The sequence below is a fragment of the Eggerthella sp. BIOML-A1 genome (genome assembly GCF_009875595.1).
GTDB lineage: Bacteria > Actinomycetota > Coriobacteriia > Coriobacteriales > Eggerthellaceae > Eggerthella > Eggerthella lenta.
Genome location: NZ_WWRZ01000005.1, coordinates 18417 through 44318 on the forward strand (window position 1 = coordinate 18417; position 25902 = coordinate 44318).

At 66.3% G+C, this 25902-nt stretch carries 22 protein-coding genes; 8 read left to right on the forward strand and 14 right to left on the reverse strand.

Annotation, left to right across the window (positions count from 1 at the left end; translation table 11 throughout):
* Window positions 1–84: 84 nt before the first annotated feature.
* Window positions 85–495 carry a peptide deformylase gene (locus tag GT590_RS07160; protein WP_086414784.1) on the forward strand — a complete coding sequence of 137 codons (411 nt, stop codon included), beginning with the start codon at window positions 85–87 and terminating at the stop codon, window positions 493–495.
* Window positions 496–555: 60 nt separating this feature from the next.
* Here GT590_RS07160 and GT590_RS07165 read toward each other — a convergent pair whose 3' ends face one another.
* The 3 genes from GT590_RS07165 to GT590_RS07175 all read right to left on the reverse strand — a co-directional run bounded on the left by GT590_RS07165 (window position 556) and on the right by GT590_RS07175 (window position 6265).
* Window positions 556–1545, reverse strand: a complete 990-nt coding sequence (locus tag GT590_RS07165; RefSeq protein ID WP_009304973.1) for a diaminopimelate dehydrogenase — start codon at window positions 1543–1545, stop codon at window positions 556–558.
* Between the two features lie 162 nt (window positions 1546–1707).
* A complete protein-coding gene (gene fdhF, locus GT590_RS07170) occupies window positions 1708–4419 on the reverse strand; it encodes a formate dehydrogenase subunit alpha (protein WP_161170972.1) in 2712 nt (903 codons plus the stop codon).
* Window positions 4412–6265, reverse strand: a complete 1854-nt coding sequence (locus GT590_RS07175) for an NAD(P)-binding protein (RefSeq protein ID WP_139912437.1) — start codon at window positions 6263–6265, stop codon at window positions 4412–4414. The genes fdhF and GT590_RS07175 overlap by 8 nt, the downstream gene beginning before the upstream one ends.
* A 228-nt stretch (window positions 6266–6493) precedes the next feature.
* Here GT590_RS07175 and GT590_RS07180 point away from each other — a divergent pair, with 228 nt between their 5' ends.
* Complete coding sequence (locus GT590_RS07180) at window positions 6494–7000, forward strand: hypothetical protein (RefSeq protein WP_161170973.1); 507 nt, start codon at window positions 6494–6496, stop codon at window positions 6998–7000.
* 37 nt (window positions 7001–7037) lie between these two features.
* On the opposite strand, the gene GT590_RS07185 is transcribed toward GT590_RS07180, so the two are convergent.
* Window positions 7038–8021, reverse strand: coding sequence for a YafY family protein (locus tag GT590_RS07185; protein WP_114533001.1), 984 nt, complete (start codon window positions 8019–8021; stop codon window positions 7038–7040).
* A 154-nt stretch (window positions 8022–8175) separates the two neighbouring features.
* Between GT590_RS07185 and GT590_RS07190 the strand changes: the two genes are divergently transcribed.
* Window positions 8176–9132 carry an L-lactate dehydrogenase gene (locus GT590_RS07190; protein ID WP_139912426.1) on the forward strand — a complete coding sequence of 319 codons (957 nt, stop codon included), beginning with the start codon at window positions 8176–8178 and terminating at the stop codon, window positions 9130–9132.
* Window positions 9133–9139: 7 nt separating this feature from the next.
* On the opposite strand, the gene GT590_RS07195 is transcribed toward GT590_RS07190, so the two are convergent.
* The gene (locus GT590_RS07195; protein ID WP_139912425.1) at window positions 9140–9979 is read right to left on the reverse strand and encodes an RNA methyltransferase; all 840 of its coding nucleotides are present in this window, start codon (window positions 9977–9979) and stop codon (window positions 9140–9142) included.
* Between the two features lie 98 nt (window positions 9980–10077).
* Here GT590_RS07195 and GT590_RS07200 point away from each other — a divergent pair, with 98 nt between their 5' ends.
* Entirely contained in the window at window positions 10078–10659 is a 582-nt protein-coding gene (locus GT590_RS07200; RefSeq protein WP_114551975.1) for a hypothetical protein, read from the forward strand.
* A gap of 708 nt (window positions 10660–11367) precedes the next feature.
* Here the strand turns inward: GT590_RS07200 and GT590_RS07205 are convergent.
* Window positions 11368–12255 carry a patatin family protein gene (locus GT590_RS07205; protein WP_139912424.1) on the reverse strand — a complete coding sequence of 296 codons (888 nt, stop codon included), beginning with the start codon at window positions 12253–12255 and terminating at the stop codon, window positions 11368–11370.
* A 207-nt stretch (window positions 12256–12462) separates the two neighbouring features.
* Between GT590_RS07205 and GT590_RS07210 the strand changes: the two genes are divergently transcribed.
* Window positions 12463–12798: a n-acetylglutamate synthase gene (locus GT590_RS07210; protein WP_086414793.1), complete on the forward strand. Its 336-nt coding sequence runs from the start codon at window positions 12463–12465 to the stop codon at window positions 12796–12798.
* Between the two features lie 78 nt (window positions 12799–12876).
* On the opposite strand, the gene GT590_RS07215 is transcribed toward GT590_RS07210, so the two are convergent.
* Window positions 12877–14307, reverse strand: coding sequence for a response regulator transcription factor (locus GT590_RS07215; protein ID WP_114555409.1), 1431 nt, complete (start codon window positions 14305–14307; stop codon window positions 12877–12879).
* Between the two features lie 224 nt (window positions 14308–14531).
* Between GT590_RS07215 and GT590_RS07220 the strand changes: the two genes are divergently transcribed.
* From GT590_RS07220 to GT590_RS07230, 3 genes are all read left to right on the forward strand, one after another.
* Window positions 14532–16196 carry an FAD-dependent oxidoreductase gene (locus tag GT590_RS07220; RefSeq protein ID WP_158295164.1) on the forward strand — a complete coding sequence of 555 codons (1665 nt, stop codon included), beginning with the start codon at window positions 14532–14534 and terminating at the stop codon, window positions 16194–16196.
* 209 nt (window positions 16197–16405) lie between these two features.
* Entirely contained in the window at window positions 16406–16624 is a 219-nt protein-coding gene (locus GT590_RS07225) for a type II toxin-antitoxin system Y4mF family antitoxin (RefSeq protein ID WP_114551973.1), read from the forward strand.
* A gap of 23 nt (window positions 16625–16647) precedes the next feature.
* On the forward strand, window positions 16648–17883 hold the full coding sequence (locus GT590_RS07230) for a HipA domain-containing protein (protein ID WP_229068557.1): 1236 nt from the start codon (window positions 16648–16650) through the stop codon (window positions 17881–17883).
* A gap of 11 nt (window positions 17884–17894) precedes the next feature.
* Here GT590_RS07230 and GT590_RS07235 read toward each other — a convergent pair whose 3' ends face one another.
* The 7 genes from GT590_RS07235 to GT590_RS07265 all read right to left on the reverse strand — a co-directional run bounded on the left by GT590_RS07235 (window position 17895) and on the right by GT590_RS07265 (window position 25856).
* Window positions 17895–18812 (reverse strand): TatD family hydrolase, encoded by a 918-nt coding sequence (locus GT590_RS07235; RefSeq protein ID WP_227791388.1) that lies wholly within the window; start codon window positions 18810–18812, stop codon window positions 17895–17897.
* Entirely contained in the window at window positions 18809–19567 is a 759-nt protein-coding gene (locus GT590_RS07240; RefSeq protein ID WP_015761040.1) for a ThiF family adenylyltransferase, read from the reverse strand. Before GT590_RS07240 ends, GT590_RS07235 begins: the two co-directional genes overlap by 4 nt.
* A 235-nt stretch (window positions 19568–19802) precedes the next feature.
* Window positions 19803–20333: a hypothetical protein gene (locus GT590_RS07245; protein ID WP_114538241.1), complete on the reverse strand. Its 531-nt coding sequence runs from the start codon at window positions 20331–20333 to the stop codon at window positions 19803–19805.
* A gap of 148 nt (window positions 20334–20481) precedes the next feature.
* Window positions 20482–21597 carry a hypothetical protein gene (locus GT590_RS07250; protein ID WP_114538240.1) on the reverse strand — a complete coding sequence of 372 codons (1116 nt, stop codon included), beginning with the start codon at window positions 21595–21597 and terminating at the stop codon, window positions 20482–20484.
* A gap of 353 nt (window positions 21598–21950) precedes the next feature.
* A complete protein-coding gene (locus GT590_RS07255; RefSeq protein ID WP_035586217.1) occupies window positions 21951–23501 on the reverse strand; it encodes a DUF92 domain-containing protein in 1551 nt (516 codons plus the stop codon).
* Window positions 23498–24376, reverse strand: coding sequence for a phytoene/squalene synthase family protein (locus GT590_RS07260; RefSeq protein ID WP_114538239.1), 879 nt, complete (start codon window positions 24374–24376; stop codon window positions 23498–23500). The genes GT590_RS07255 and GT590_RS07260 overlap by 4 nt, the downstream gene beginning before the upstream one ends.
* Window positions 24363–25856, reverse strand: coding sequence for an NAD(P)/FAD-dependent oxidoreductase (locus GT590_RS07265; protein WP_114538238.1), 1494 nt, complete (start codon window positions 25854–25856; stop codon window positions 24363–24365). The genes GT590_RS07260 and GT590_RS07265 overlap by 14 nt, the downstream gene beginning before the upstream one ends.
* Window positions 25857–25902: the final 46 nt, after the last annotated feature.

Below are 25902 nucleotides of genomic sequence, written 5' to 3' on the forward strand. Positions count from 1 at the left end.
ACGTACACTATACCAAGAGAGTGCAGGAGCGCGAGCCTCGTCATGCCAAACGGCAAAGGCTCGTCACGTGGAAAGGCCTTCGCGATGATTCGTCCCATCATGAGAAACGAGCTGGTTCTGCAACAGCCTTCAACGGCGGCTACCGAAGCCGATCTGCCCATCGCGCAGGATCTTCTGGACACGCTTGCGGCGCACCGCCATTCGTGCGTCGGCATGGCGGCGAACATGATCGGCGAAGTCAAACGCATCATCGCCTTCGACAACGAAGGTGCATACCTGGCCATGCTGAACCCCGAGATCGTCTCGCGCGCAGGCGCCTACGAAACGGAAGAAGGCTGCCTGTCGCTTGCGGGCACGCGACCCACGACGCGCTACCGCACCATCAAGGTGAGCTACCAGGATCTCGCCATGAAGCCGCGCGTCAAAACATTCACCGGCTTCACCGCCCAGATCATCCAGCACGAAATCGACCACTGCAACGGCGTTTTGATCTAGCATGAAGAAGGCCTCGCCGCGGGCGCAGCGAGGCCTTCGACGCATCGGGTCGAGAACGCCCTACAACATCTCGGCGCGCAAGTCCTCTCCGCTCTTGGCGGAGAGATAGGCCGGAGCGATGTCGAACATCGTCTTGCAGCCGACGACACCCTCACGACTCAGACGGTGCGCGGCGCGGGCACAGGCGACAAGCACGCTGCCGGTGAACTCGGGGTTGGAGTCCAGCTTGAGCGAGTACTCCACCACGTGGGTGTGCTCGCCGTTTTCGCCGGTCACGCCCGAGCGGAACACGGAGCCGCCATGCGGGATGCCGGCATGGTCGCGGTCGAGCTCCTCCTGCGAGATGAACGTCACCGTGGTGTCATAGTCGGCGAAGTAGTTCGGCATCTCGACGATGGCCTTCTCGATAGCCGCCAGGTCGGCACCTTCCTCGGCCACGACGAAGCACTCGCGCGTGTGCTTCTGACGCGTGGTCAGCTGCGGCTTCTCGCCGTTGCGCACGGCTTCGAGCGCCGAGGCGACGGGCACGGTGTACTGGCGCGCATCGGCCACGCCCTCGATGCGACGAATGGCGTCGCTGTGACCCTGCGAGACGCCGCGGCCCCAGAACGTGTAGTCCTCGCCCTCGGGCAGCACGCTGGAAGCGTACAGACGAGCGATGGAGAACATGCCTGGATCCCAGCCCGCCGAGATGACGGCCACATTGCCGCTCTCCTGCGCAGCGGCATCCACCTTGGCGAAATGGGCGGGGATGTTCGCATGGGTATCGAACGAGTCGACTACGTTGAACAGGTTCGCGCATGCGGGCGTCTGCTCCGGCAGGTCGTTCGCGCTGCCGCCGCATAGGACGAGCACGTCGATATTGTCCCGATGCGATGCCATTTCGTCAGCAGCGAACACCGGCACGCCTTCCGTCAGTGGTTTCACCGTCGCCGGGTCGCGGCGCGTGAACAGCGCCACCAGCTCCATGTCGTCGTTCTGCCTGCAGGCCAGCTCCACGCCGCGCCCGAGGTTGCCGTATCCGAATATGCCGACGCGCGTTTTCGTCATGCGTGCTCCTCACCGTGATGTCTCGAAAAGTACTCGTTAATGATGCACAGGCGCAACCCGAATCGTCAACGCACGCAAGTCAACTACAACAAAGCCCCACGTCGTTGAAACGAATTGGAAATGAAACGGGAGGGATGCGACGGGCGCCCCTCCCCCAACAGCCTACGCCTTCTCCACCTTCACGGCGCACACCTTGTATTCGGGGGCCTTCGACACGCGGTCGAGAGCGGCTATGGTGAGCCAGTTACTGTTGCCGTCTTGGAAATGGAACGGCATCCACGTATGTCCCGGCGACGTCTTCTCGGACACATGCGCGACGGACTCGATGGAGCCGCGGCGCGACGAGACGCGCACGATGTCCCCGTCGGCGATGCCGAGAGCCTCGGCATCGCACGTGTTCAGCTCGATGAACGAGCGGTTCGCTATCTCGTTCACGCCGTCGGTGCGAGCGGTCATGGCGCAGGCGTTGTACTGGTACAGGATGCGGCCCGTCATCATGACCAGCGGATACTCCGCATCGGGCAGCTCGGCGGACGGCTGGTAGTCGGGTGTGGAGAACGCGCCCAGCCCCTGGGCGAACTCGCCCATGTGCAGGATGGGCGTGCCGGGATGCTCGGCGCTTGGGCACGGCCACTGCAAGCCGCGGCCGGCCGTCTCGTCGCCGTCGAGGCGCGCATGGCTCATGCCGCCGTACGTGGGCGTGACCGAGGCGATCTCATCCATGACCTCGGCCGCGCTCAGACGCGGCTGCGCATAGCCCATGCGGTTCATGACCTCGGTGAAGATGTCGGTGTCGAGCCACGCGCCCTCAGGCCCGCCCACGGCTTTGCGCACGCGCTGGACGCGCCGCTCGGTGTTCGTGAACGTGCCCTCCTTCTCGGCGTAGCTGCGCCCGGGCAGGATGACGTCGGCGTACTTGGCCGTCTCGGTCATGAACAGGTCGTCCACCACGAAGAACTCGAGCGCCTCGAGCGAGCGGATCACGTGGTGGGTGTCGGGGTCGGTGCGCACGGGATCCTCGCCGAACAGGAACAGGCCCTTGATGCCGCCCTCGATCATGGCCGGGAAGCATTCAGTCGCCTTAATGCCGCGCGCACGCGGGAGCGCAACCCCCCACGCCTTTTCGAAGCGGCGCACCACCTCGGGGTCGGCCACCTTCTGGTAGCCGGGCAGATCGTCGGGACCGGCGCCCATGTCGCAAGCGCCCTGCACGTTGTTCTGGCCGCGCAGCGGGTTCACGCCGCCGCCCGGCTTGCCCAGGTTGCCGGAGATCATCGCGATGTTCGACAGCGCCATGACGCCGTCGGTTCCCGTGGAATGCTCCGTCACGCCGAGGCAGTACATGATGGCAGCCGCATCGGCCGCCGCGTACATCTTCGCCGCGGCCACGAGGTCGCGCCGATCGATGCCGCAGATATCCTCCACCAGCTCGGGCGTATAGTCGCGCACCGTCGCGGCCAAGATCTCGAAGCCCTCGGTGCGCTCGCGCACGAAGTCCTCGTCGTACAGCTCGTGCTGGATCAGGTAGTTCACGATGCCGTTTGCGAACGCGACGTTCGTTCCCGGCCTCAGCTTCAAATGAATGTCGGCATGCGCAGCCAGCCCGATGTCGCGCGGGTCGACCACGATGAGCCGGCAGCCGCGCTCGACTGCCGCACGTATCTGCATGCCGATGACGGGGTGCGCCTCCTCGGGGTTCGACCCCACGAGCATGATGACCTCCGCCTTGCGCGTGACGTCTTCGATGGAGTTCGTCATCGCGCCGGAACCAAGCATGGTCGCCAGACCGGCGACCGTGGGGGCGTGTCAAACACGCGCGCAACAGTCCACGTTGTTCGTTTGGAGCACGATGCGCGCCATCTTCTGGAACAGGTAGATGTCCTCATTCGTGGAACGCGAGCACGCAAACGCCGCCAGCGACTCGCCGCCGTGGGCATCGCGCAGCTCGGTGAAGCGCCTCGCCACGAGGTCGAGCGCTTCGTCCCAGGTAGCAGGCTCGAACTCGCCCGTCTCGCGATTCTTTACGAGCGGCGTGCGGATGCGGTCGGGCGCGTCGACGAAATCGAAGCTTGCCGAGCGTCCCTTCACGCACAGAAGCCCTTGGTTCGACGGACCGGGCGCCGCTTCGGCATCCACGATGGCGCCGTCCTTCACCACGAGGTCCAGTTGACAGCCCACGCCGCAGTGCGGGCACGTGGTGCGCACGCGCTCGGTCTCCCACGAGCGGTACGTCGCGCGGCGCTTCTCGGTGAGCGCTCCGGTGGGGCACGCCTGCGCGCAGTTGCCGCACGACTCGCAGTCGGTGGCGCGCCAGTCCGCGCCGAACGGCGCCTCGATCAGCGTGCGAACGCCGCGCTTCGCGGTTCCCAGCGTGTGGTTGCGCGCGGCGTCGTTGCAGGCGCCCACGCAACGCTGGCAGCGAATGCACAGGTTCGGGTCGTAAGCGAGGAACGGGTTCTCGTCGCGCACGGGCTCGCGCTTCTGCGCTGCCTCGAAAGGAGACTCCAGCACACCGTATTCGCGGCAGACGGCCTGCAGCTCGCAGGCGCCGTTCTTGTCGCACGAGAAGCAGTAGTTCGTGGAATCGAGGCCGTGATCGGCGATGATGAGCTCGAGCGCGATGCGGCGGTACGCCTCGATGCGCGGCGAGGAGGTGGTCACCTTCATACCGTCTTGCACAGGCGTGGCGCACGAGGGCACCGGCTGGTCGAGCCCTTCCACGTCCACGACGCACACGCGGCACGAGGCGATGGCGCTGCGCTCTTTCAGGAAGCACAGCGTGGGGATGCGGATGCCGGCAGCGCGCGCGGCATCGAGGATGGTGGAGCCTTCGGCAACGTCGAGGGCGATCCCGTCTATCGTGATGCTAGGCATACTGGTGCCTGCCTCCTTCCATAACGCCGCAGCCGAAACGATCGCAGCGCAGGCAGCGCCCGCACTCCTGCACGACCTCTTCGCGGCTCATTCCGTTCTCGACGCCATCGAAATCGAGCCGCCGCTCGCGCGCGGGACGCTCGGTTATCTCCACGCGCCCCTTGGACGTGCGGTCGTTCGGCAGCGGTTCGGGCACCTCGATGTCACACGGCAGCTTGTGATGGTAACCCAGGAACTCGTCGATGTTGCGCGCAGCCACCTTTCCCGCCCCGATGGCGCGGATCACCGTAGAGGGGCCGGTCTGGCAGTCGCCGCCCACGAACACGTGGTCGTGCCCTTCGGCCGCAAGATGCTCGTCGGCGTTGAAACAGCCCCAGGTGGTCTGCAAGCCGAACTCCTCGAACGGGCCGGACACCACGTTCTGGCCCACGGCAATGAGGATGACGTCGGCCTCGATGCGCCGCGTCGGCTTGTCGGCGGCGACCGGCGCCGGACGGCCGCCGCGCACGGGACCGATCATCTGCGGCTGCGTGATGAGCGCCGTGCAATGCCCGCGCTCGTCCGCCTCGATGCTGACGGGCGCCTCCAGCACGATCATCTCCACGCCCTCGGCGATGGCGCTCTCCACCTCAGCCGGCAGCGCCGTCATGTCGTCCTTGCGGCGCCGGTACACCACCGAGACCTCGTCCGCCCCGGCGCGCACCGACGTGCGCGCGCAGTCCATGGCCACGTTGCCGCCGCCCACCACCACCACGCGCTTGCCCGTGAAGTCGGGATAGTCGCCGTCGCCGATGGCCCCCAGCAAATCCACTGCCGAGACGACGCCTTCGGCATCCACGCCGTCGATGCGCAGCGACTTGCCCGTCTGCGCGCCGATGGAAACGTACACCGCATGGTACGTGTCGGCGATCTCGGCCATTTCATGCGCGCCCACCGCTTCGCCGCAGCGGGCCGTGATGGTGCCGGCGTTCAGAATGCCGCGGATGTCCTCGTCCAAGCGCTCGCGCGGAAAGCGATACGCGGGGATGCCGTAGCGCAGCATGCCGCCCAGCTGGGCGCGTTCCTCGAACACCGTCACGCGATGCCCCATAAGGGCGAGGAAGTACGCGCAGGTGAGCCCGCTGGGCCCGCCGCCGATGACGGCGACGGTGCGCGCGGTGTCCACGCTGCGCGGCGGGGGCGCCACCTGGTCGGCTGGCATCTGGTCGACCGCGAACTTCTTGATCCCGCGGATGTTGATGGGCGCATCGATGAGCGTGCGGCGGCACCGCGTCTCGCAAGGATGCTCGCACACGAACGCGCAAGCCGTGGGAAACGGGTTATCCTTGCGCACCATGTTGACGGCACCGGCGTAGTCGCCCGCCGCCGTGAGCGCGATGTAGGCGGGCACGTCCACGTGCGCGGGACACAGCGTCTCGCAGGGAACCGTCTGGCCGACGCCGGCCTGGCAAACGCGGACGTGCACGTGGCTGGCATACTCGTCGGCGAACGTATCGAGACCCTCCAGCACGCTGCGGGCGGCCTCGTAGCCGATGGCGCAATCCGACGTGTCGCGGATCATCTCGGCCAGCGCGCGCAGGCCCTCCAGTACGCCCTCGTCGGCGTCGCAGTCCACCACGCGTTTGAGCATCGCCGCCAGCTGCGGGATGCCGTCGCGACACGGAACGCACTTTCCGCAGGTCTGTGCGCCGCTTGCCTGCAGCATGGTCAGCTGCACGGCCAGCGGGCACATGCCCGGCGGCGTCGCCTCGACACGGCGCGCGAAGGTGTCCAGGTGCGCGGCAATCCGCGCATCGTCGCGCGACCGCGGCGCAATCGATAGCTTGGCCACTGGCTCTCCATCCATTATCGGCTCGAAACCGACGAGCGTCTCCAACGTGTTTCCCGTGCGTCATTCTAACGCAAACGACGCGCCTTGCGGCGGCCGCGCGCGCAAGGCGCGGAGAAGGCACACGGGCAGCGAGCGGCGCAGACGGGTCATGCGGACCGAACGATCGGCAGCTGTCCCACAGAAAGGACAGGCTTGAACCGCCGAACGTGTACCATACGCAACAAGAGAGCAAAGGAGAGTCCCATGCATGCAAGACAAGCCGACCAAACGTCCCTTTTCGCCCCCGTCGACGCGGCAACGGCGTTCGCGAATCTGTACCAGCGATGGTTCGACGACCCGCGCGGCCTCGCGCGTGCCAACCGAAGGCAGGCGCGGTGCGCCGTCGGATCGTACGTGGCCGACGTGCTCACCCTGTTCGACGAACGCGCCCGCGCCTACCTGCCCGGTGCGCCCACCGTCCTGCGGCTCGAGGGTTGCGACCTCGCCGCATTCGTGATGCGGGCACCGCACATCGCGCTGCACGTCGGCAGCTTGGAAACCGACGCGCCCGTAGCGGGACTGCGCTGGAAGAGCCTGCGCCCCTGCTCGTACGCCATCGGACGGCAGGTGAGCGATCTTGTGTTCTGCACCGACGAGAACGGGTTGCTCGTGGAACTGGAGATCGTCCTCGACGACGGAGGCCGACTGGTCGTCGGCGGCGGCCGACCCGCCTGCGAGCACGACGAAGAGGCGATGCCGCAGGCGATGTGAGGCGCGCGGACAGCCGAGGCGCTGGAACGGCGGCGTCCTACTCGTACGCGGCGACGATGTCCTCAAGGTAGGCGCGGTACTCCTGCGCCAGCGCGGTCGGCTTCTCGATGCGGACGCGGCCGCCGAACTGAGCCAGCCACCCGAACAGCACGGGGCTCTTCATCACCGTGGCGTACACACGCGCCTGCTTCTCCCCCGTCGGCACCGACTCCACGTCCTTGCCGAACCGGTCGATGACCGCGCCCATGACCTCCTCGTCCACCAGCAGCGTGGCCGCCACCGGCTCGCCGCTGTACATGCCGAACGCGCGGCTTTCCAGCTCGCGCGCGTCGAACGTGGCGATGCGCTCGTTTTTGAGCGCGGGCTCGTCCAGCACCTCGATGCGGTCCATGCGGTCCACGCGGTAGTTCGCGAAATCGTCGTGCTTCTCGTTGAACACGACCAGGTAGTAGTAGCCTTCCGCGTACACGAGCTGCACGGGCGTCTCGATGTAGCGCTCGCCGTTATGCTGCAGCGCCTTGCGCTTCGCCGCATCGTACTTGAAGTAGACGAACGAGATCCGGCGCTTGAGCGCGATGGCCTCCTGGATGCGGTCGACGCTGCCGAACACCGACTCGTTCTGCATCTTGATGCGGCCTTCCACGTGCACGCGCTTGTCCAGCAGCGCGCGCTGCCGCCGCGAGGCCAGCTGCTTCACGCCCTCCACCAGCGCGTCGCTTTTACGCTGCGTGAGGAAGCGGGAGCTCTGCACCGCGTCCACCAGCAGCTGCAGTTCGGCGAACGCGAACGCGCGGTGCTCCACGGCGTACTCCACCGGCGCGCGCTGGTAGGTGCGCACGTCCACGCCGAACTCGCGCAGCGCCTCGATGTCGCGGTAGATGGACTTGCGCTCGGCCGAGATGCCCAGCGCTTCCAGCTTCCCGATGATCTGCGCCATCGTGAGGCCGCGTTCGGCATCGGTCTCCTCCTCGAGCATCCGCATGAGGTACAGCAGCTTGAGCTTCTGACGATTGATGGCCATGGCCCCTCCTTGGCGACGACGGTGCAGCTTGCCTGCCACGCTCTCAGTATAGCCGCCCTATCCTTTTTTCGGTACAGACAATCGATGAACGACCTTGACGGGTTCGCCGGGATGCAGTAGGTTCTCACTCGAACATGTCGACGGAAGGAAGCGTATGCAGCGCGTTATCAACGATCGGAAAGTGGCCATCGTAGGGTGCGGGTTCGTGGGTTCGGCAACCGCGTTCGCGTTGATGCAGAGCGAGCTGTTCACCGAGATGGTGCTCATCGACGTCGACCGCGACCGCGCCGAGGGCGAAGCGCTCGACATCGCGCACGGCATGCCCTTCGCCGGCCCCATGAACATCTACGCGGGCGACTACGACGACGCGGCCGATGCGGCCATCATCATCGTCACGGCCGGCGCGAACCAGCAACCCGGCGAAACGCGCCTGGACCTCGTGCATAAGAACGTGAGCATCTTCAAGTCCATCATCCCCGAAATCGCCCATCGCGACTACCAGGGCATCTTGCTGGTGGTGTCGAACCCGGTGGACATCCTCACGCACGTGGCGCTGAAGCTGTCGGGCATGCCCGAGAACCGCGTCATCGGATCGGGCACGGTGCTGGACACCGCGCGCTTCAAGTACATCCTGGGCGAGCACCTCGGCGTGGACCCGCGCAACGTGCACGCGCGCATCATCGGCGAGCACGGCGACAGCGAGATCGCAGCATGGAGCACGGCGAACATATCGGGCATCCCCGTGAACGACTTCTGCGAGCTGCGCGGCCATTTCGAGCACGACGAGTCGATGCAGCGCATCGCCGAGGACGTGAAGAACAGCGCCTACGAGATCATCGCGAAGAAGAAAGCCACCTACTACGGCATCGCCATGTCGGTGAAGCGCATCTGCGAGGCCATCGTGCGCGACGAGAAGCCCATCCTGCCCGTGTCGAACTTCCAGCACGGCGTGCACGGCCTGCACGACGTGGTGCTGAGCATGCCCGCCGTGGTCGGCAAGAACGGCATCGAGTACCAGGTGCCCGCCCCGCTGTCGACCGACGAGCTGGCAAGGCTCCACGAGTCGGCGAAAGCGCTCCGGGAAGTGATCGACGGGTTGGATTTGGAGTAGACGACGCTCAATCGCGCCACTTCGTGCGGAGCTCCCAGAAAGCCACGGCGCTAGCGGCGGCCACGTTCAAGGAGTCCACCTCGTGATCCATGGGGATCTTCACCGTGTAGTCGCAGCTCGCGATCGTCGAAGGCGCGAGGCCGTCGCCCTCGGTGCCCAATACCAGCGCCAGCTTGTCGCAGCCGCGCAGGCGCTCGTCGTGCAGGAAGATCGCCTCGTCCGACAGCGCGAGCGCGGCCGTCGAGAAGCCCAGCGAGCGCAGAAGCGGCACGCCCTCGGCCGCCCAGGCGCGCTCGCTTCCGATGCGCGTCCACGGCACCTGGAACACCGTCCCCATCGACACGCGCGCGGCGCGACGGTACAGCGGGTCGTGGCACGACGGCGTGACCAGCACCGCGTCGATGCCCAGCGCCGCCGCCGAGCGGAACACGGCGCCGATGTTCGTGTAGTTCGTCACGTCCTCCAACACAGCCACTCGGCGCGCGCTCGCCAGCAGATCCTCCACGCGGGGCAAGGGCGGGCGCTCGAACGCGGCCAGCGCGCCGCGCGTCACCTCATAGCCGGTCAGGGCGCGGAACTGCTCGCGCGTGGCCACGAGCACGGGGAAGTCGGGATCGTCGGCCAGCAGCGAATCGACGAGCGGCATCGTCTGATCGAGCCACTTCTCCTCCATGAACAGCGAGCGCATCCGCACCCCGGCGGCCAGCGCGCGCTCGATCACCTTGCGCGACTCGCCGATGAACAGGCCGTGCGTGCTGTCGGGGCAATCGCGCAACTGCGCGTCGGTCATGCCCGAGTACGCGGCAAGCCGCGGGTCGTCGAGGTCTTCGAGGTGGATGATCGGCATGTCGTTTTCCTTTCAGTCGCCGACCATCGTACCACCGCTCGCCACGATGCTCTATACTCGACTGATCCGATCAGGCACGTCGCGCGAAGGGGATCCTCATGGCCGCTACCGTCAAAACGCTTCTCGAACACCACGGCGAGCTCTACTGGGGCACGCGCAAGGCCAATCCCGGCTACTGCTACGGGCTGGCGCTCGACGTGGGCGCAGACGGGCTGGCAGCCGAGCTCGTATACGTGATGAGCGATCTTGACGAGAACGACGAACCGCTCGTGACTCCCGAGACGCTCGTGTCGTGCTTCACCGTGAACGACCTCGAGGACAACGGCATCATCCTCAGCAACTACCTGGACGACGAGGATGCGCCCGAGGCCGTGGGCTGGTACTGCATCGAGAAGTCGTTCTTCGGGCGCGACAACGTGGAGGCGCTGCTGGATGACAACGCTCGCCTCGACGGCTATCTCGACATCGTGCTGCAGATCCTGCTGATCTCGCCGGAAGAGGTGGCGCAGGGCATGCCTTCGCTCGACGAGCTGTCGTTCTTCGACCTCCTGGAGGAGCTCGAAGGCGTCGCGGAGCGCATCGACAACGGCGACGTGCAGCCGCCGCTGCCCTTCACGTTCCACCTCGTGGGCGACGCGCTGTTCGGCTGGGAGCACGCCGACGAAGAGGATTTCCGCTAAGGGTCGACGCACCGCGGGCGTGCACGTCTTTAAAGTGCTATGTGCGGCAAAATCCAGGTTTTGGCACACCGCGCGTTCGGTTCGAGCCTTCGGAAGGGCATCGCGCTTGCGCGTGCCCTCATCGCCCCAAGTGGGGTTCCGAATCATCGAGCTCTCGCCGATTCGGCGTGCCAAAACCCCGATTCTGACTCCCCCTTTAACGCATAACGCCCGCCGACGGGCGTTATGCGATCATGCTTTGCGCGCGGTCAGGACGAATGCGTCGAACAGGCGCTTTCCGCATGGGCCCGGGCACGGTGGAGCGGCTCCCGTTGCGGCGCCCGCGCGCCGTGCCGGAACGGTGCGGCCTTCCGCCCATGCACGCCTTTGTCAATCATTTCAGCGCGCACCGGTCCGATTTGGTTGACAAAAGCGTGCATGAACGGAAATGCGGCACCGGCTCCCGGAAGGAGAGGGATGGGGACGCGGCCCGTGGCGGGCTTCGACGGGGAAACATCCGAGGGCGTTTCCCCGTCGAAGACCGCCACGAAGCCGGGTTCCTCGCGCCGATGGCGAGGCGGCGGGCGCATGCCGGATAGGGCGAGGCGGGAACCTGGGCCCGCCCGGAAAAAGCGCTCGGGCGGGCATTGTGCGTCAAAGGGGGATTCGAAACTCCGATTTTGCCGCACATAGGCTACCGAATTCGTGCGCGAGGCGGCGTCTGGAAGCTCAAGCCCCCTGCCCTGAGAGAAACCGCTCCCACCTGTCGAATTCGGATAAAGCCTGCATACGGCCGCGTTCGTAGTTGCGCGCGAGCTTCTCCGCGTCGCGCTCGGTGTTCTTCACGCCCTGATCGTTCGCGTAGAACACGTAGGCGCGGCCCTCGGCCTCGAGCCGGTCGAGCCGGTCGAGCTCGGCGTCGTAGCGCCGGTTCCAGGTATCAAGCGCCTCCCGCATGCGCGGATGCCGCCAGAAGAACGCGTCGTAGAAGCGGTTGGGCTTGAGCGGCCGGCGGAAGCCGCGCGGGCGCGTGCAGACGACGAAGAACCTGCTCAGCCCATCGTCCATCGCGCGCGGCACCATGATGCCGCCGCCCCGTCCGATGCCGCCGTCGTACAGCGCGCGTCCGTCCACGACCGTCGGCGGCAGCACGATGGGATAGCTCGTCGAGGCGCGGACGCGTTCCATGAGCGCCTGCTCGGTAGGAACATCGTCGCGCGTGAAATAGACCGTCTCGCCCGTGTCGCGGTCGATGGCCTGCAAGGTGACGTGCGCCGGGTTCGCCTGGAAGGCGGCGAAATCGAAAGGCAGCGCGCAGCCCGAGCGAACCCGCGCGTCCCCGTGCAGCGCTGCGCTGACGCCGTCGGTATCCACGAACGGCGTCACCCACCAGCGAAACGAGAGATCGTCGAGGCAGACGGTGAACGAGGACTCGTTGCGACGCGCGTCACGCGAAACGTAGTCGATCGCATTCGTCGCCCCCGCCGACAATCCGTACACGTCGTCGAAGAACAGCCCCTGCTCCAGCATGACGCTGACCGCGCCAGCCGAATACGAGTTGCGCATCCCGCCGCCCTCGAACACAAGCGCCACGTCGTGCACCGTGCTTTCCAACATGCGCAACCTCCTTCGATGCCGATGCGAACCTGCATATTCGCTCACGATACGCGGAGAAGCGAACGGACGACGCGAACGAGCGCAACCGTCATCGGACACTCGGAGATCCGTCAATCTTGCGTGGAGAAACCATGAACGAGTCTCGCCAACGTGCAGAATCAATCGGCGCTGCTTAAGCTGTAGGCATTTTCATCAACAGGAGGGTGTATGTCTTACGATGGTCGAACATTCATATCGAAGGAAAACTCGTCGAACGGAGAGGTGGACGGGCGCACAAGGTTTCACTACCGCCAAAGCGGAAGCACCGTCTGGGCGCACTATGAAGGCGGGGATATCGTGCGCGGCAGCCTTTTAGGAATGGCCGACGAGCAAGGCAATCTGCACTTCTGTTATCACCACCTCAATGTCGCAGGTCAAGTACGCGCAGGAGAATGTTGGAGCCGTCCGACGAGACGCGCCGACGGAAAGCTGAGAATGAACGAGACATGGCGCTGGTTCAATGGCGATCGTTCGGAAGGCTCATCGATAGTCGAAGAGGAGTAGATAGCTGGACGAATGCAGCGCAAGGTGTTCGCTGCCGGCTTGTCGACGAGCACGGCCGACCCTCCAGGGTCCGCGCGGCTATTCCCCGCGCACCAAGTCGAGCAGCTCTTGCTTGTTGTGCACGTCGAGCTTGCCGTAGATACGGCGCGAATGGGTGCGCACCGTGTTCTCCGACAGGTACAGCGTCTCGGCGATGTAGGGGCGCGAACGGCCCTTGCACAGGTACTGCATGATCTCGATCTCGCGCGGCGAGAGCCCGCAGCGCTCCCCCACCGTACGGCACCGCTCGTCGATGCCGTCGCCTTCCCCGATGGCGCGGCGCTCGTCGCCGTTCAGGTCGGACAGCAGCAGCTGCACGTCGGGCGAGCGCGACGGCAGGAAGAACGCCACCATCACCACGGTCACCACCAGCATGAACGAGGCGATGACGGGATCGAACGTCTCAAGCCCCAGAAACGATGCGGCGCTGCGTCCCAGCCAATCGGGGAAGGAGTACAGCAGCATGCCCGGGCAGAACACCATGAACGGCTTGAACGGCCCGTGGTGCGCGACGTTGGCCAATCCCAGCCACAGAAACATCTTCGCCACCACCACCGCCGCTCCCGTGAACGCCTGGATGAACTGCGCCATGCCGAACGTCACCAGCATGAACAGCGCCACCGCCATCAGCACGTACGTGAAGCGCCACACCACGGTGATGTCGAGATGCCGCCGGAGCCTGAACACCCACCAGTACACGAACGCGCAGAACACGAAGAGGATGGCCTGCGACAGCAGCGTGTACAGCGGCGTGGCGGCCATGCCGAAGCTGTAGTGGCCGGTGCCGTGCTTCAACGTCATGTTGAGGATGGACCAGATGAAGAAGAACACCGCCATCGCCGCCACGATACGGCCGAACGAGGGAATCGACGCGCGCGTGAACCACTGCTCGGCGGGACGCTCGTCGGCCTCGTCGCGCAAACGAACCGCGAGCATCCCCATCGACAGGAACGGAAGCGCAAGCATGAGCGCCATCGTCGCTGCTTCTGGAAGAAACGTCGTCACACACTTCACGGCGGCCACCAGCATGATGGCCAGCAGCAACGCGCGTGCCACGTCGTCGGTGGACGAGCGAGCGTAGCACGACCCCCAGCGAACGACCATCCAGGTTTGCGCTGCCGCAAACAGCAGCAGGCCGAGCAGGCCTCCAATCGGCTCCGCCATGCCCGCCCCTCCGAGCAGCACGACGAACGAGCATGCGTACACGCCCGCGAACATCCAATCGAGACTCCTCGCAACGCGCGCCGGCACGGGGACGCGCCACAGGATCGCGCATGCGACGAGCGTGACCAGCACCACGGCGCCCGATTTGTTCAGCCACCAGTACGAGAACGAGGCGTCGTACGTCAGCGCGCTCACCCAGTTGGAGCACGTGTACCACACGAAGAACCCCACCGCCATGGACACGGTGCCCGCCCGCAATCCTCCGGATGCCTCCTTGCGTTCCCGCCTGTCCGCCTTCTTTTCCATAGTCCTCCCTCCCGTGCCGCATTATCGCACGGAACGGCGCTCGCGTCCCTCCCTAACCGAGCGCACGTGCAAGTTCGCCCGATTCGGGCGACACGCTCACCAGGCCTTTGCTCCGATCCGGGTCTCATCGCCCGCACGTGGATCGTCGTATGGTGAGCAGGCAGATTCAACACGGCGGGAAGCACGGGGCTCTCGCCGAGAAGCACCGAAACCAAGGAGGAGACATGGAGAAGAAAGACGCGCTCTCGCGACGCAACTTCATCAAGGCGAGCAGCATGGCCGCGTTGGGCGCGGCGGCGCTCGGACTGGCGGGATGCGGTCCGAAACCGGCGCAGAACTCCGCGAACGACGCCGCCACGTCCGTGGCCGACATCGCGTGGGACGAGGAGTACGACGTCATCGTCGTGGGCGCAGGCGCAGCCGGCCTGGCCACGGCCGTCGCGATGGCCACCGAGGGCGGCGACCTTTCCACGCTGCTGCTGGAGAAAGGCTCCACCCTCATCGGCAGCGGCAACTCGCCGGTATGCAGCGGCTCGTTCCACATCACCGACGAGCCCGACGCGTTCGCCGTGTACATGAAGGCTATGCTGGGCGGCATGAGCGCCACGCCGGCGTCCGTCTACGAGACGTACGCGCAGGGCGCCGCCGAGAACTGGAAATGGCTGAGCGGCCTGGGCATGAAGGAAGACGACGTCAAAGTCACGCCGCAGGGCGACGGCAAGGCCGAATGGTTCGAGCTGGAGAATTCCGGATCGTTCTCCAAATGCCAGTTCAAGAAAGACAACGCCGACGAGGACCGCACGCACATCAGCAAGTTCCTGAGCTCGGTTCTGGAGCAGTACCCCGATCAGGTGACGCGCAAGACCAGCGCGCCGCTGACCGCGCTCGTGCAGGATCCCGAGACGAAGGCCGTGATCGGCGCGGTGTACGAGGACAAGAACAAGAGCGTCTACGCGAAGGCGCGCAAGGGCGTTGTCATGACCTGCGGCGGCTTCGAGAACGACCCCGAGATGCTGCAGGACTACCTGTCGTTCGAGCGCATGCACGCGGCGGGCGCCTCTACCAACACCGGCGACGGCCATCGCATCTGCGCGAAGCTGGGCGCCGGGATGTGGCACATGAACAGCTTCGCGGGCGCCTGGTCGAACGGCATCAGCCTGGACGGCGAGAAGACCATGCCGTACCGCAGCCTCAAGAAGGCGCTCGGCATCGTGGTGGGCGTCAACGGTCGCCGCTTCTACCAGGAATGGGAAGGCACCACCATGTTCACGAAGGGCGAGGAAGGCCCGCTGTCGCTGCACTACGGCTGCCGCCACGGCCACCAGAACTTCGGCGGCGAGTGGAAGATGCTCCCCCTGCCCGACAAGCAGTGGTTCGTGTACGATTCCGAAGGCAAGCGCTTCGGCGCCTACATGGGCAAGGACGTGGCCAACAACACGTTGCAGAACCAAACCGAGAAAACCGAGATCGACCCCGCCATCGACGCGGTGGCCGACGGCTACGCGCTCACGGCCGACACCATCGAGGAGCTGGCCGCGCTCATGGAGGTGCCCGTCGACGAGCTGGTGAACACCGTGAACGTGTGGAACGCCTCGTGCGAGAACGGCGTGGACGAGCAGTTCCACCGCCCCTCCGACCAGCTGGCCCCCGTCAGCACCCCGCCGTTCTACGCCATCCCCTGCATCCCCGAGATCCTCAACACCGACGGCGGTCCGCGCCGCAACGAGAAGGCGCAGATCCTCGACGTGGACGGCGAGCCCATCCCCAACCTGTACTCGTCGGGCGAGTTCGGATCCATCTGGGCCGCGAAGTACCAGGGCAGCGGTAACATCACCGAATGCATGGTGTTCGGCCGCATCGCCGCCCGCGAGCTCATCGCAAAGGAATAGAACGCCTTTCCCTTCCTTCCTTCCTTCCTTCCTTCCCTCCCTCCGCATGCGCGGGCCTCTTCGGAGGCCCGCGCGCGTTCTTTTTCTGTGCTTTGGATCAGGAATTCATTCGTACGCATGAATTCCTTGCAATATGCTAGAATTCATGCGTACGAATGAAAAACTAGCAACAGGGCAAGTATTCCCTCGTACGCATGAATCGAGGTTTTATGGCAACATACGCAACAGCGCAAGAGCTGGGGCGCATCGTTCGGGAGGAGCGGAAGCGCAAGGGATACACCCAATCGAAGCTCGCGCGCTTCTCCGGCGTCGGAATCAATTTCGTGTCGAACCTGGAAAATGGCAAGGAAACCTCCGAGCTGGGGAAGACCCTGCGCGTCCTCCAAACGCTCGGCATGGATCTGAGCGCCGATTCGAGGGATGCCTGATGGATGCGCTCTCGGTATTCAGAATGGACGGTTCCGATCCGCGTCTGCTCGGACGCATCAACCTCGATCCCGTCACGTTCTCCTACGATCCCGGCTACCTCGCCGACCCCGACGCGCGAGCGGTCTCCTGCTCGCTCCCTCTGCGAAACGAGGCCTATAGCGAATCGGCGCTCGTGCCCTATTTCGACGGCCTCTTGCCCGAAGGTGCGGCACGGCGGGCGATCGCGGCGCAGCTCGGCATCGAGCCCGACGACTACCTGCTGCTGTTGCTCCGATGCGGGCTGGAAACCATAGGGGACGTCGCGATCACGAACGGGGAGGCACCGAATCCGCGAGGTTCGTACCGCCGTTTGAGCGGCTTCGATCTTCGCGCCCTGTTCTCGGCCATGGAAGAGCTTGCCGAATCGAATTCCGAAGCGCGGCTTTCCCTTGCCGGCACGCAAGGGAAAGCGGGGCTCGCGCATATGCCGGGCGCGCCCATGGATGAAGGCTGGCTCCAACCTTTGGACGGTGCCGCTTCGACCCATATCCTCAAAACGGGATCGCTTCCCGACATCCCGCTGCTCGAGTACCTGTGCATGAAAGCGGCGGCCGCATGCGGGATCGCCGTCGCGCCAGTGCATCTGCTCGACTTCGGGAGGCCGGTACTATGCGTCGAACGCTACGACCGACGGCAACTTCGAAACCGAGGAGAGCCAGTCGTTTCAAGGCTTCATCAGGAAGACCTCTCACAAGCGTTCGGAGTACCGCCCGAAGCGAAATACCGCGAGCTCGAGCCCTCCACCGCCGCAGCGGTCGGCTCGTTCATCCGGATGCGATCCTCTCGCCCTATCGAGGATCTGGAAGCGTTTGCGCGGATCACGTGCTTCAACTACCTCGTAGGCAACTGCGACAATCACTTGAAGAACCTGTCGATCCTGTACACGAGCACCTGGAAGAGCTTCCGGCTTGCGCCTGCGTACGACCTCGTTTCGACAACTCGGTTCGAACGGTTCTCGCGATCGATGGGGATGAGGATCGGATCGGCATCGGTCATCGACGACGTCTCGACTAGCAGCATTTTGGAATTCGGCTCCGCGATCGGCGTGGATCGCAAGGACATCGCGCGCATCTGCGCCGAACTCGCGAGCAGTGTACCCAGCGCCATCGAAATCGCAGGTGAAACCGCTCCTGCATTCGAAGCCTTGCCGTACGCAGCCTGGGACATGCGCGAAGACATGGGCGAGCGGATGCGCGTGCTTGAAGAAGTCGCCGGCTGACGAAGAGCGCGTCAGGCGGAGGCGAAAAGCTGCCGGCTGGTCCGCGCGATACGGGCGGCAAGGTCGTCGCGGGGCGTGCGACGTAGGTCGGCGAGGGCTTCGAGCATGGCGGCGAGCCGAGCGGCTTCGGCGGGCGCATCGTAGCGCTCGCCCGCCTGGGACGGGGCGTCAGTTTCCAGCAGCAGGCGCTCTGCCGGGACGGCCTGGGCGTAGGCACGGCCGCGCTTCGACGCCAGCATGCGCGGGTTGATCGAGAAGAAGCAGCCGGCGCGGACGGCGCGCTGCAGCTCATCGGACGCGCCCGAGAACCAATGGAAGATGCAGGCGTTTCCCACCAGCGCGCCCGCGCGCTCCAGCACGTCGAGCGCCTCGCCCGCAGCCTTCACGGCGTGGATCGACAGCACCTTGCCGCCGCCTGCGCACGCCCGCGCCACGCGCTCGAACGCCGCGACCTGCGCATCGCGCGTCTCGGCGCGATCGCGGCCGAAGTCGAGGCCGACTTCCCCGATGAAGCGCTCGTCCTTCGCCAACCGCTCGAACAGCGCCACGTCCTGCGGGCCCAAGCGGCCGTCGGCGATCCACCACGGGTGCAGGCCCAGCCCCACACGCACGTTGCCGAACGGCTCCAGCAGCCCGCGCGCCCGCTCGTAGCCCTCCGGCGTCACCGTCGTCGAGAACGCGCCTATGCAGAGCTCGGCCAGCACCTGGGCAGCCGCCCGCGTGTCGGGATCGAAGTCCAGGTGACAGTGCAGGTCGAACAGCGCACTGGCTGACGCCGCTCGAGATCCTTCGACTCCGCGCTGCGCGCTGCGCCCAGGATGACAAGACGGGCGCTGCACAGGCTCGGAAGGTTCGGTCGGGTACGCCGCGGGCTCGGGGCGATCTGCCGGAGGATGCGCGCGTCCGAGGCGAGGCGCTTCCGACGTCATGCGTGCTCCTCCCCCGCATGCGCGCCAACGCCTGCGAGCGCGCACAGCACCTCGCCGGCTATCATCTGGCCCATGATGGGCGGCACGAACGAGGCGGTGCCCAGGTTCGACCGCTCGCGGCGCTCCGCACCCTCGCGCACGGGCACCGGCACGGGCTGCTCGCACGAGTACAGCACGCGCAGGCGGCGGATGCCGCGTTTGCGCGCCTCCTTGCGCATGATGCGGCACAGCGGGCAGTTCACCGTGTCGAACACGTCGGCGAACCGGAAAGCTTCGGGCCGCAGCTTGTTGGCCGCTCCCATGCTGCTGACGAGGCGCACACCGTGCGCATCGGCGTACTGCGCGACGGCCAGCTTCGCCGAGATCGTGTCGATGGCGTCCACCACGTAGTCCACCCTGTCGGCGTAGGCGTCCAGGAATTCGGGCACGTCCTCGGCCAGCACGAACCGGTCGAGCGCCTCCACCTGCGCCTCGGGGTTGATGTCGGCGATCATCGCGCGCGCCACGTCCACCTTCTTACGGCCGATGGTGCTGCGAAACGCGATGGCCTGGCGGTTGATGTTGCTGGCCTGCACCACGTCGTGGTCCACCACGATGAGCCGCCCCACGCCGCCGCGCGCCAGCGCCTCGACGCAGTTCGAGCCCACGCCGCCCACGCCCAGCACCATGACGGTGGAATCTGCAAGGCGCGCCAGGCCGTCGCGTCCCATGATCAGTTCCAGTTTCGAGGTGGCGGTGTCGCCGGTTGCCGTCATGCACGTCCTTTCTGTCGGCGACCATGGTAGCACGGCCGCCGGATCGGCCGCGCGAGAAGCCCGCTGCATTGTCGCCCGAAGCGGTCGGTTTCCGAGTCCGAACCGTCCGTTTCGAACGACGGCGGTCGCGGCGGCATGGCGCCTGCGATGCGCGTCGACGCATCATCGCTTCGAAAACACGCCTCACGCGCTGTGGCGTGTTTTTAGGGCGAAGATGCGCGGCAGCACGGAACGCCTACCGCGCCCGCCCGATTCCCAGACGCGCGAGGTCGGCCGCGAAGCGCTCGGCCGGCAGGCCGATACCCTCGAAGCCGGCCGCCTTGCACGCCATATGCTCGTTGGCGAGGCGGCACAGCTCGTGCGGGAACGGCTCGCCCTCGTCGGACGGAAGGGGAAGCGCCAGCGGCAGCAGCTTGTCCACCAGCACGTTCATGAACGCCACGGGGCGCCGGCCGTGCGTGCGCGTCACGACCGGAATCCCGCCGAAGAACAGGTACGCGTCGATCGAACCCTCGGCGAAGCCGCATGCCGCCAGCGACGCGCGCAGCGCCGACACCGCCGAGCGCTCCCAGTCGCGCCACTCCCCGGGCTGCATGCACGCGAACGCGGCGAAGCGGTTGCTCGCGTTCGCCAGCAGCAGCATATCGCAACCTCCCAGGGCTATGCGGTGCGCCTCCCAGCAGAACAGCAGGTCGTCCACCTCGCCGTACGGCGGGCGCGGCAGGCCCACATGGCGCTGCATGGGTATGGTGATGCCGAATTCCACGCGCTACCCCGCATCCTGCGAGAACCGAGCGTGCGGGCGCAGTGCGTCCTTAGCGAAGCGGACGCGCAAGCAGCCTCCCTCGTCGAGCGCGGCATCGAAGCTGTAGGCGGTTGAAGTCATGCCGCTCAGTATACCCCGCGTCGCGACGTCAGGACGCGACGGAAGCCGCAGGCGGATTCGCCGCCAGCTGCGCCGCTCCGGCAGAGCCGGCCGTCCCCGAACCCGCGGTCGAGCCGGCCGCACCGCTGGAGCCCGTCGGCGCGCCCGTGCTGCCGGAGCCGCTGCCGGAACTGCCGCTCGATCCGTCGCCCGAATCCGACAGGTTGCCGCTCCCGCCGCCCGAACCGCTGCCGCCGTCCGACGAGCCGTTCGATCCGGAAGAGCCGCTCGAGTCCGTCGACCCCGAGCCGGATCCCGAGTTCGACGATCCCCGGTCGCCCGACGACGACCCGGAATTCGACCCGGAATCGGTTCCCGAGCCGGAGCCCGACCCCGACGATCCCTTGCCGTCCGACTGGCTCTCGCCTTGATCCTTCGCGCCGTCCTTGGACGCGTCGCTTTCCTCGGGCGAGGAAGATCCCGTCGAAGCGTCCTTGCCGTTGGAAGCCGCCGGGGCGTCGTCGACCGGCTGGCTGCGCGACGGCAGGATAGGCTCGGTTTTCGCGCCCACGCCCTGGCCGGCCGACACGAAGTCGATGACGAAGGCGGATACCGCCACCGCCAGCAGCGCCGACACGATGGACACGATCACCACGCCGCGCTTGAACTTCTTCTTGCGCTGGCGCTCGGCGCGCGCCCGCTGCACCACCGTGCCGCCGGCGAGCGAGGTGTCCGCATGCGGCGCCCGGCCGCGCGCGGCTTCTTTCGGGAGCGCCGTCGTCTCGGCAGCATCGAGCTTCGCGGTCGCCGCAGCGTGCGAGCCCGCGACCGACCCCGCGCCGACTGCGGCACCCGCGCCTCCGCCTGCACTCGCGCCGTCCTTCGATCCCGCCGAACCCTTCGAGCCCATCGCCAGCGTCTCGCCCGGATGGATCTCCTTGAGCTTGTCGGCTGAGCGCTGCAGGAACTTCTTGTACAGCTGCGATGCCACGGCCGACACCACCGAGCCCACGCCCACGCCGATCGCCGAACCGTAGATTCCGATTTGCGAGGCTAGCAGCATGGACGTAACCGCAGCAAGCGCACCCGCAACGACCTGGGCTATCGAAAGGTCGTCGAAAAGCCCGCCCAACTTTCCCTTTCTGCTGTTCGCCTCCTGCGCCATCGCCTATCCTCCTCGCGTCGTTCTCACGCCGGCCCTGCGCCGGCCCTCTCTTCCTGAACATACCCGAGGATTATGAAGCTCGTGCGCACTCCATCCAACCGTTACCGGCAAGCCACAGAACGTCCAACCATCCCGCGCCGAACTCCCGGGCGCGAAACGGCACCCATGACAATCTCGAGGAGGCAAACGGACGACGAAGCATCCGGGAGATTTTCACCACCTGGGCCTTTGCGCGTCATCGAAGCGATGCCGCCGCCGAATGCGCTCGCACATCGTCATGGGTGCCGTTTCGCGCCCAGATCGTCGGAAGCCACCCGACGAAATCCACCCGCCCTCGGACCGCCAGCGCCCGCCTACACCACTACGAGCAGGCCGAGCAGCACGACGGCGATGCCGCTCATGAGGTTGACGGCATCGTTCGTGACCCAGGCGTAGCCGGACACGAGCGCGGCCTGGGCCCCGCACGGCGGCGTTTCCACAAGCCCTCCCTCAGCGTCGTTCGGACAGCGGTACTTCGCTTGCATGACCACGCCCAGCACGCTGTCCACGAGCGAGCCCACGACGCCGCACGCGATGATGAAGAAGAACGCGTCGGGCCCGGTGGGAATCGCGTAGCCGAACGCATGGAACAGCAGCATGGCCAGAAACGCCGAGGTTACGGCTCCCACCACGGTGGCCGCGAGACCCAACGGGCTCACGCCGCCCGAAAGCCCGCGCTGCATGGGCTCGCGCGTGAGGATGTTCACCGGCGGCCGGCGGCTGTACACGCCCACCTCCGACGCCCACGTGTCGGCCGTGCTGGCCGCCAGAGCGCCGGACGCCAGAAGCAGCAGCCACGGCTCCCCCGTCGCCGTATACGCCAGCGCGCACGCGAGGAACGGCACGCTGTTCGCCAGCACCTGCCGCAACGCACGCGGGCCGCTGTGCTTACGCGAAGCGGTCGCCCCGCCGTTCCGCTTGACCGCCGAACGCGCCATCAGCTTCGACGCGACGTTCGAGTTGCCGAAGAACCACATGAGCAGCAGCCACAGCGGCCACCCGCCGATAGCGAACGCGAGCGTGCCCACCGCCACGGCGCCGAGGCCGCCGGCCACGGTGAGCAGCCGCAGCCGAAACGACGCGAGCGCCACCGCGCCCGACAGCAGCAATCCCGCGAGCGCGGGCGTGTAGGCGGCTGCGGGCAGGAACAGCACCGCGTACAGCGCCGACACGCCCAGCGGCACGAACAGGTTGTCGAGCCCCTCCACCGAGAACGCCTCGATGGCAGCGGCGACCGCGGCCAGCAGGGCCGCGGCCAGAAGCGACGCCGCGAGCGAGCCCAGCGGGGCGAACGCGCCGCCCGGCGCGCCCAGGATGCCGCCCGCACCGAAAGGCGGCGGCGCCATCAGCACGACGGCGCAGGAAGCGAAGCTCACCGCCAGCATGGTCGCGCTTCCCACCAGCGTCTTCCCGCAGCATCCCACCAGCACGCGCCGTCCGAACCGCTTGCCCAGCACAGCTGCGAACCCGTCGCCGAACGCCATGCAGAAGAAGCCGAGCGCGCCCACGTACGACGCGCCGATGCCGAACGAGAACAGCGCGAGCGCCGTCAGCGACACCGCGTAGTACACCGTGCCCGGCGTGTCCTCGCCGCCGTCGCGTCCCATGAACGACAGCTTCTGCCGACGGTACGCAAACGCGTTCACAAGGATGAACGCAGCAGGAAGCGCCGCCGCCCACAGAGGCGAATCGAAGAACCGGGTCGCGATGAGCCACCAGCCGCCCAACGCGATATGCACGAACTTGCGGGTTGCCTCCGACGACGCGCCACGCCGCGCGGCCAGGCTGGACGCTCCCAGCACCGCCAGCACGTACGCGAGCGAGACGCCCAAGCCGATCAGGTTCTCCATCACGTCGCCCATCATCGCTTCCCTTCCTCGAGCGCCGCCAGCGCTTCGTCCACCAACTCGCGCGCCGTTGCCTTTGACACGACGGCGCGATGCTCGAAGCAACGGTAGCCGTCGGCGCGCACCTCGTCCAAGATGCCGCGGTACAGGTACAGCGACGACAGCGTGGGAAGCCGGCTGTCGTCGTCCAGCTCGATCACGTCGCGCTCCATGGGGCGGTACAACTCCTCCGAGCGGTGCGCCACCGTCTCCCAAGCGTTGCGGAACGCCTCGTCCACCGCGTGCGCGCGCAGGCGCTCCGGCGCGTACGACGCCGCCTCCAGCACCTCCGCGGGCAGGTAGACGCGCCCGTTCTCCAAGTCCTCGCCCACGTCGCGCAGGATGTTGGTCAGCTGCATGGCCACGCCCAGCGCCACCGCGCTGTCGCGCAAACCGTCGTCCACCGGAGAAGCGGCGTGCAGGATGGGCAGCAGCATGAGCCCCACCGACCCGGCCACGTAGTAGCCGTATTCCTCCAGGTCGCCCATCGTTTCCGGCTGACGGAACGACAAGTCGCGACGCTGTCCTTCCAGCATGTCGAAGAAGGGCTGCGCGTCCAGGTCGAACGAAGAGCATACCGCGTCGAGCGCGCGCCACAACGGAGCGTCGACCACGGTGCCTGCGAAGAACCGCGCAAGGTCGTCCTGCACCTGCTCGAGCTTCGCCGCGCTGGCGTCGCGGTCGACGCAGTCGTCGGCCAAGCGGCAGAACGCGTACAGCGCGTACACGCTCTGGCGCTTGCAAGCGGGCAGCAGCGAGAACGCTCGGTGGAAACTATGCGAGTTTCGCCTGATCACGTCCTCGCACCACGCGAAATCGTCCGCGCGCTCGTCAAGCAAGCTACAGGCGGTCATCGCGCATCAGCTCCTCTGCCGCCAGCTTAGCGCTGAGCAGCACGATAGGCACGCCCGCGCCCGGATGGACGCTGCTGCCGCAGAAGTACAGGCGGTTGCAGTCGGTCGCCTTGTTGTGAGGGCGCCAGTAGTTGCTCTGAGCGAGCGTCGGCCGCAAGCCGAACGTCGCGCCGTCGTAGGCGTTGAACCGCTCGGCGAAATCGAGCGGCGTGTAGGCGCGCTCGAACACGATATGGTCGCGCACGTCCTCGTACACCGTCTCGCGCTCCATGAGGTCGAGCACCCGGTCGCGGTACTCGGCCACTTCCGCGTCCGTCCAGCGGGGCGATGCGGGCGACAGCGGCGGCACCGGCACCAGCACGTACAGCGTCGAACAGCCCTCGGGCGCAAGCGAGCGGTCCAGCGACGAAGGCGCGTAGCAGTAAAACGACGGGTCGTCGGGAAAGCGCGCGTCGTCGAAAATGTCGTCGATGTTGCGCTCGAAATCGGAGGCAAAGCGGATGGAATGCACCGCATCGGAGGGATAGCGTTTGTCCAAGCCCAGGTACAGGATGAAGCACGAGCAGGAGTACTCCATGTCCTCGACCTTCTGCGGCGTGTACTTGCCGCGCGCGTCGGCCTCGTCGACGAGCTGGGTGATGGCGTACGGGAAGTCGGCGTCGCACACCACGTAGTCGGCGTAATGCTCCGTCCCTCCCGCCTCGACGCCGCAGGCGCAGCCGTTCTCCACCACGATGCGCTCCACCGGCGTGGACGTGCGCAGCTCTCCTCCCTGCTCGAGAAACAGTCGGCCCATGGCCTGCGCCATCGCGTACATGCCGCCCTTCATGAACCACACGCCGTACACGAGCTCGATCATAGGGATGATCATGTACAGCGAAGGGCCTTCGAACGGCGAGATGCCGATGTAGAGCGTCTGAAACGCGAGCGCCTTGCGCAACCGGTCGTCCTTCACATGGCGCGCCACCGACGAGTACGCGTCGCCCAGCGTATGCAGGCGCAAACCGGCCACGAGGCTTTTCGGATTGTAGAAGTCGGAGGGCTTGCGAAACGAGCGCTGCAGGAAGTTATCCTTCGCGATGAGATAGCGCTTGTACAGAAGGGCCAGGTACTCGAAGTAGCCCTGCGCGTCCTTCTCGCCCACGGCCTCCACGGTGGCGGTGATGGAGGCGAGGTCGTTCGACAGGCGCAGGCGGTCGTCGGGGCCGAAGGAGATGTCCATGAGCGGCTCGACCTTCTCCATGGGAATGTAGTCGTCGGCATTGCGGCCGCACGTTTCGAACACCTCGCGGTACAGCTCGGGCATCATGACGATGGTGGGCCCCACGTCGAAGGTGAACCCTTCCTCGCGGATCTGGTTCATCTTGCCGCCCACAAGCGGCTCCTTCTCGAAGAGCGTCACCTCGTATCCGGCATGCTGCAAGCGCGCAGCCGCCGCCAAACCGGCAACGCCGGCACCGATCACGATAACCCGTTTCATGCAACTCCTTCGGTGGAACCCGATACGCTGTCCGGTCATTGTATGG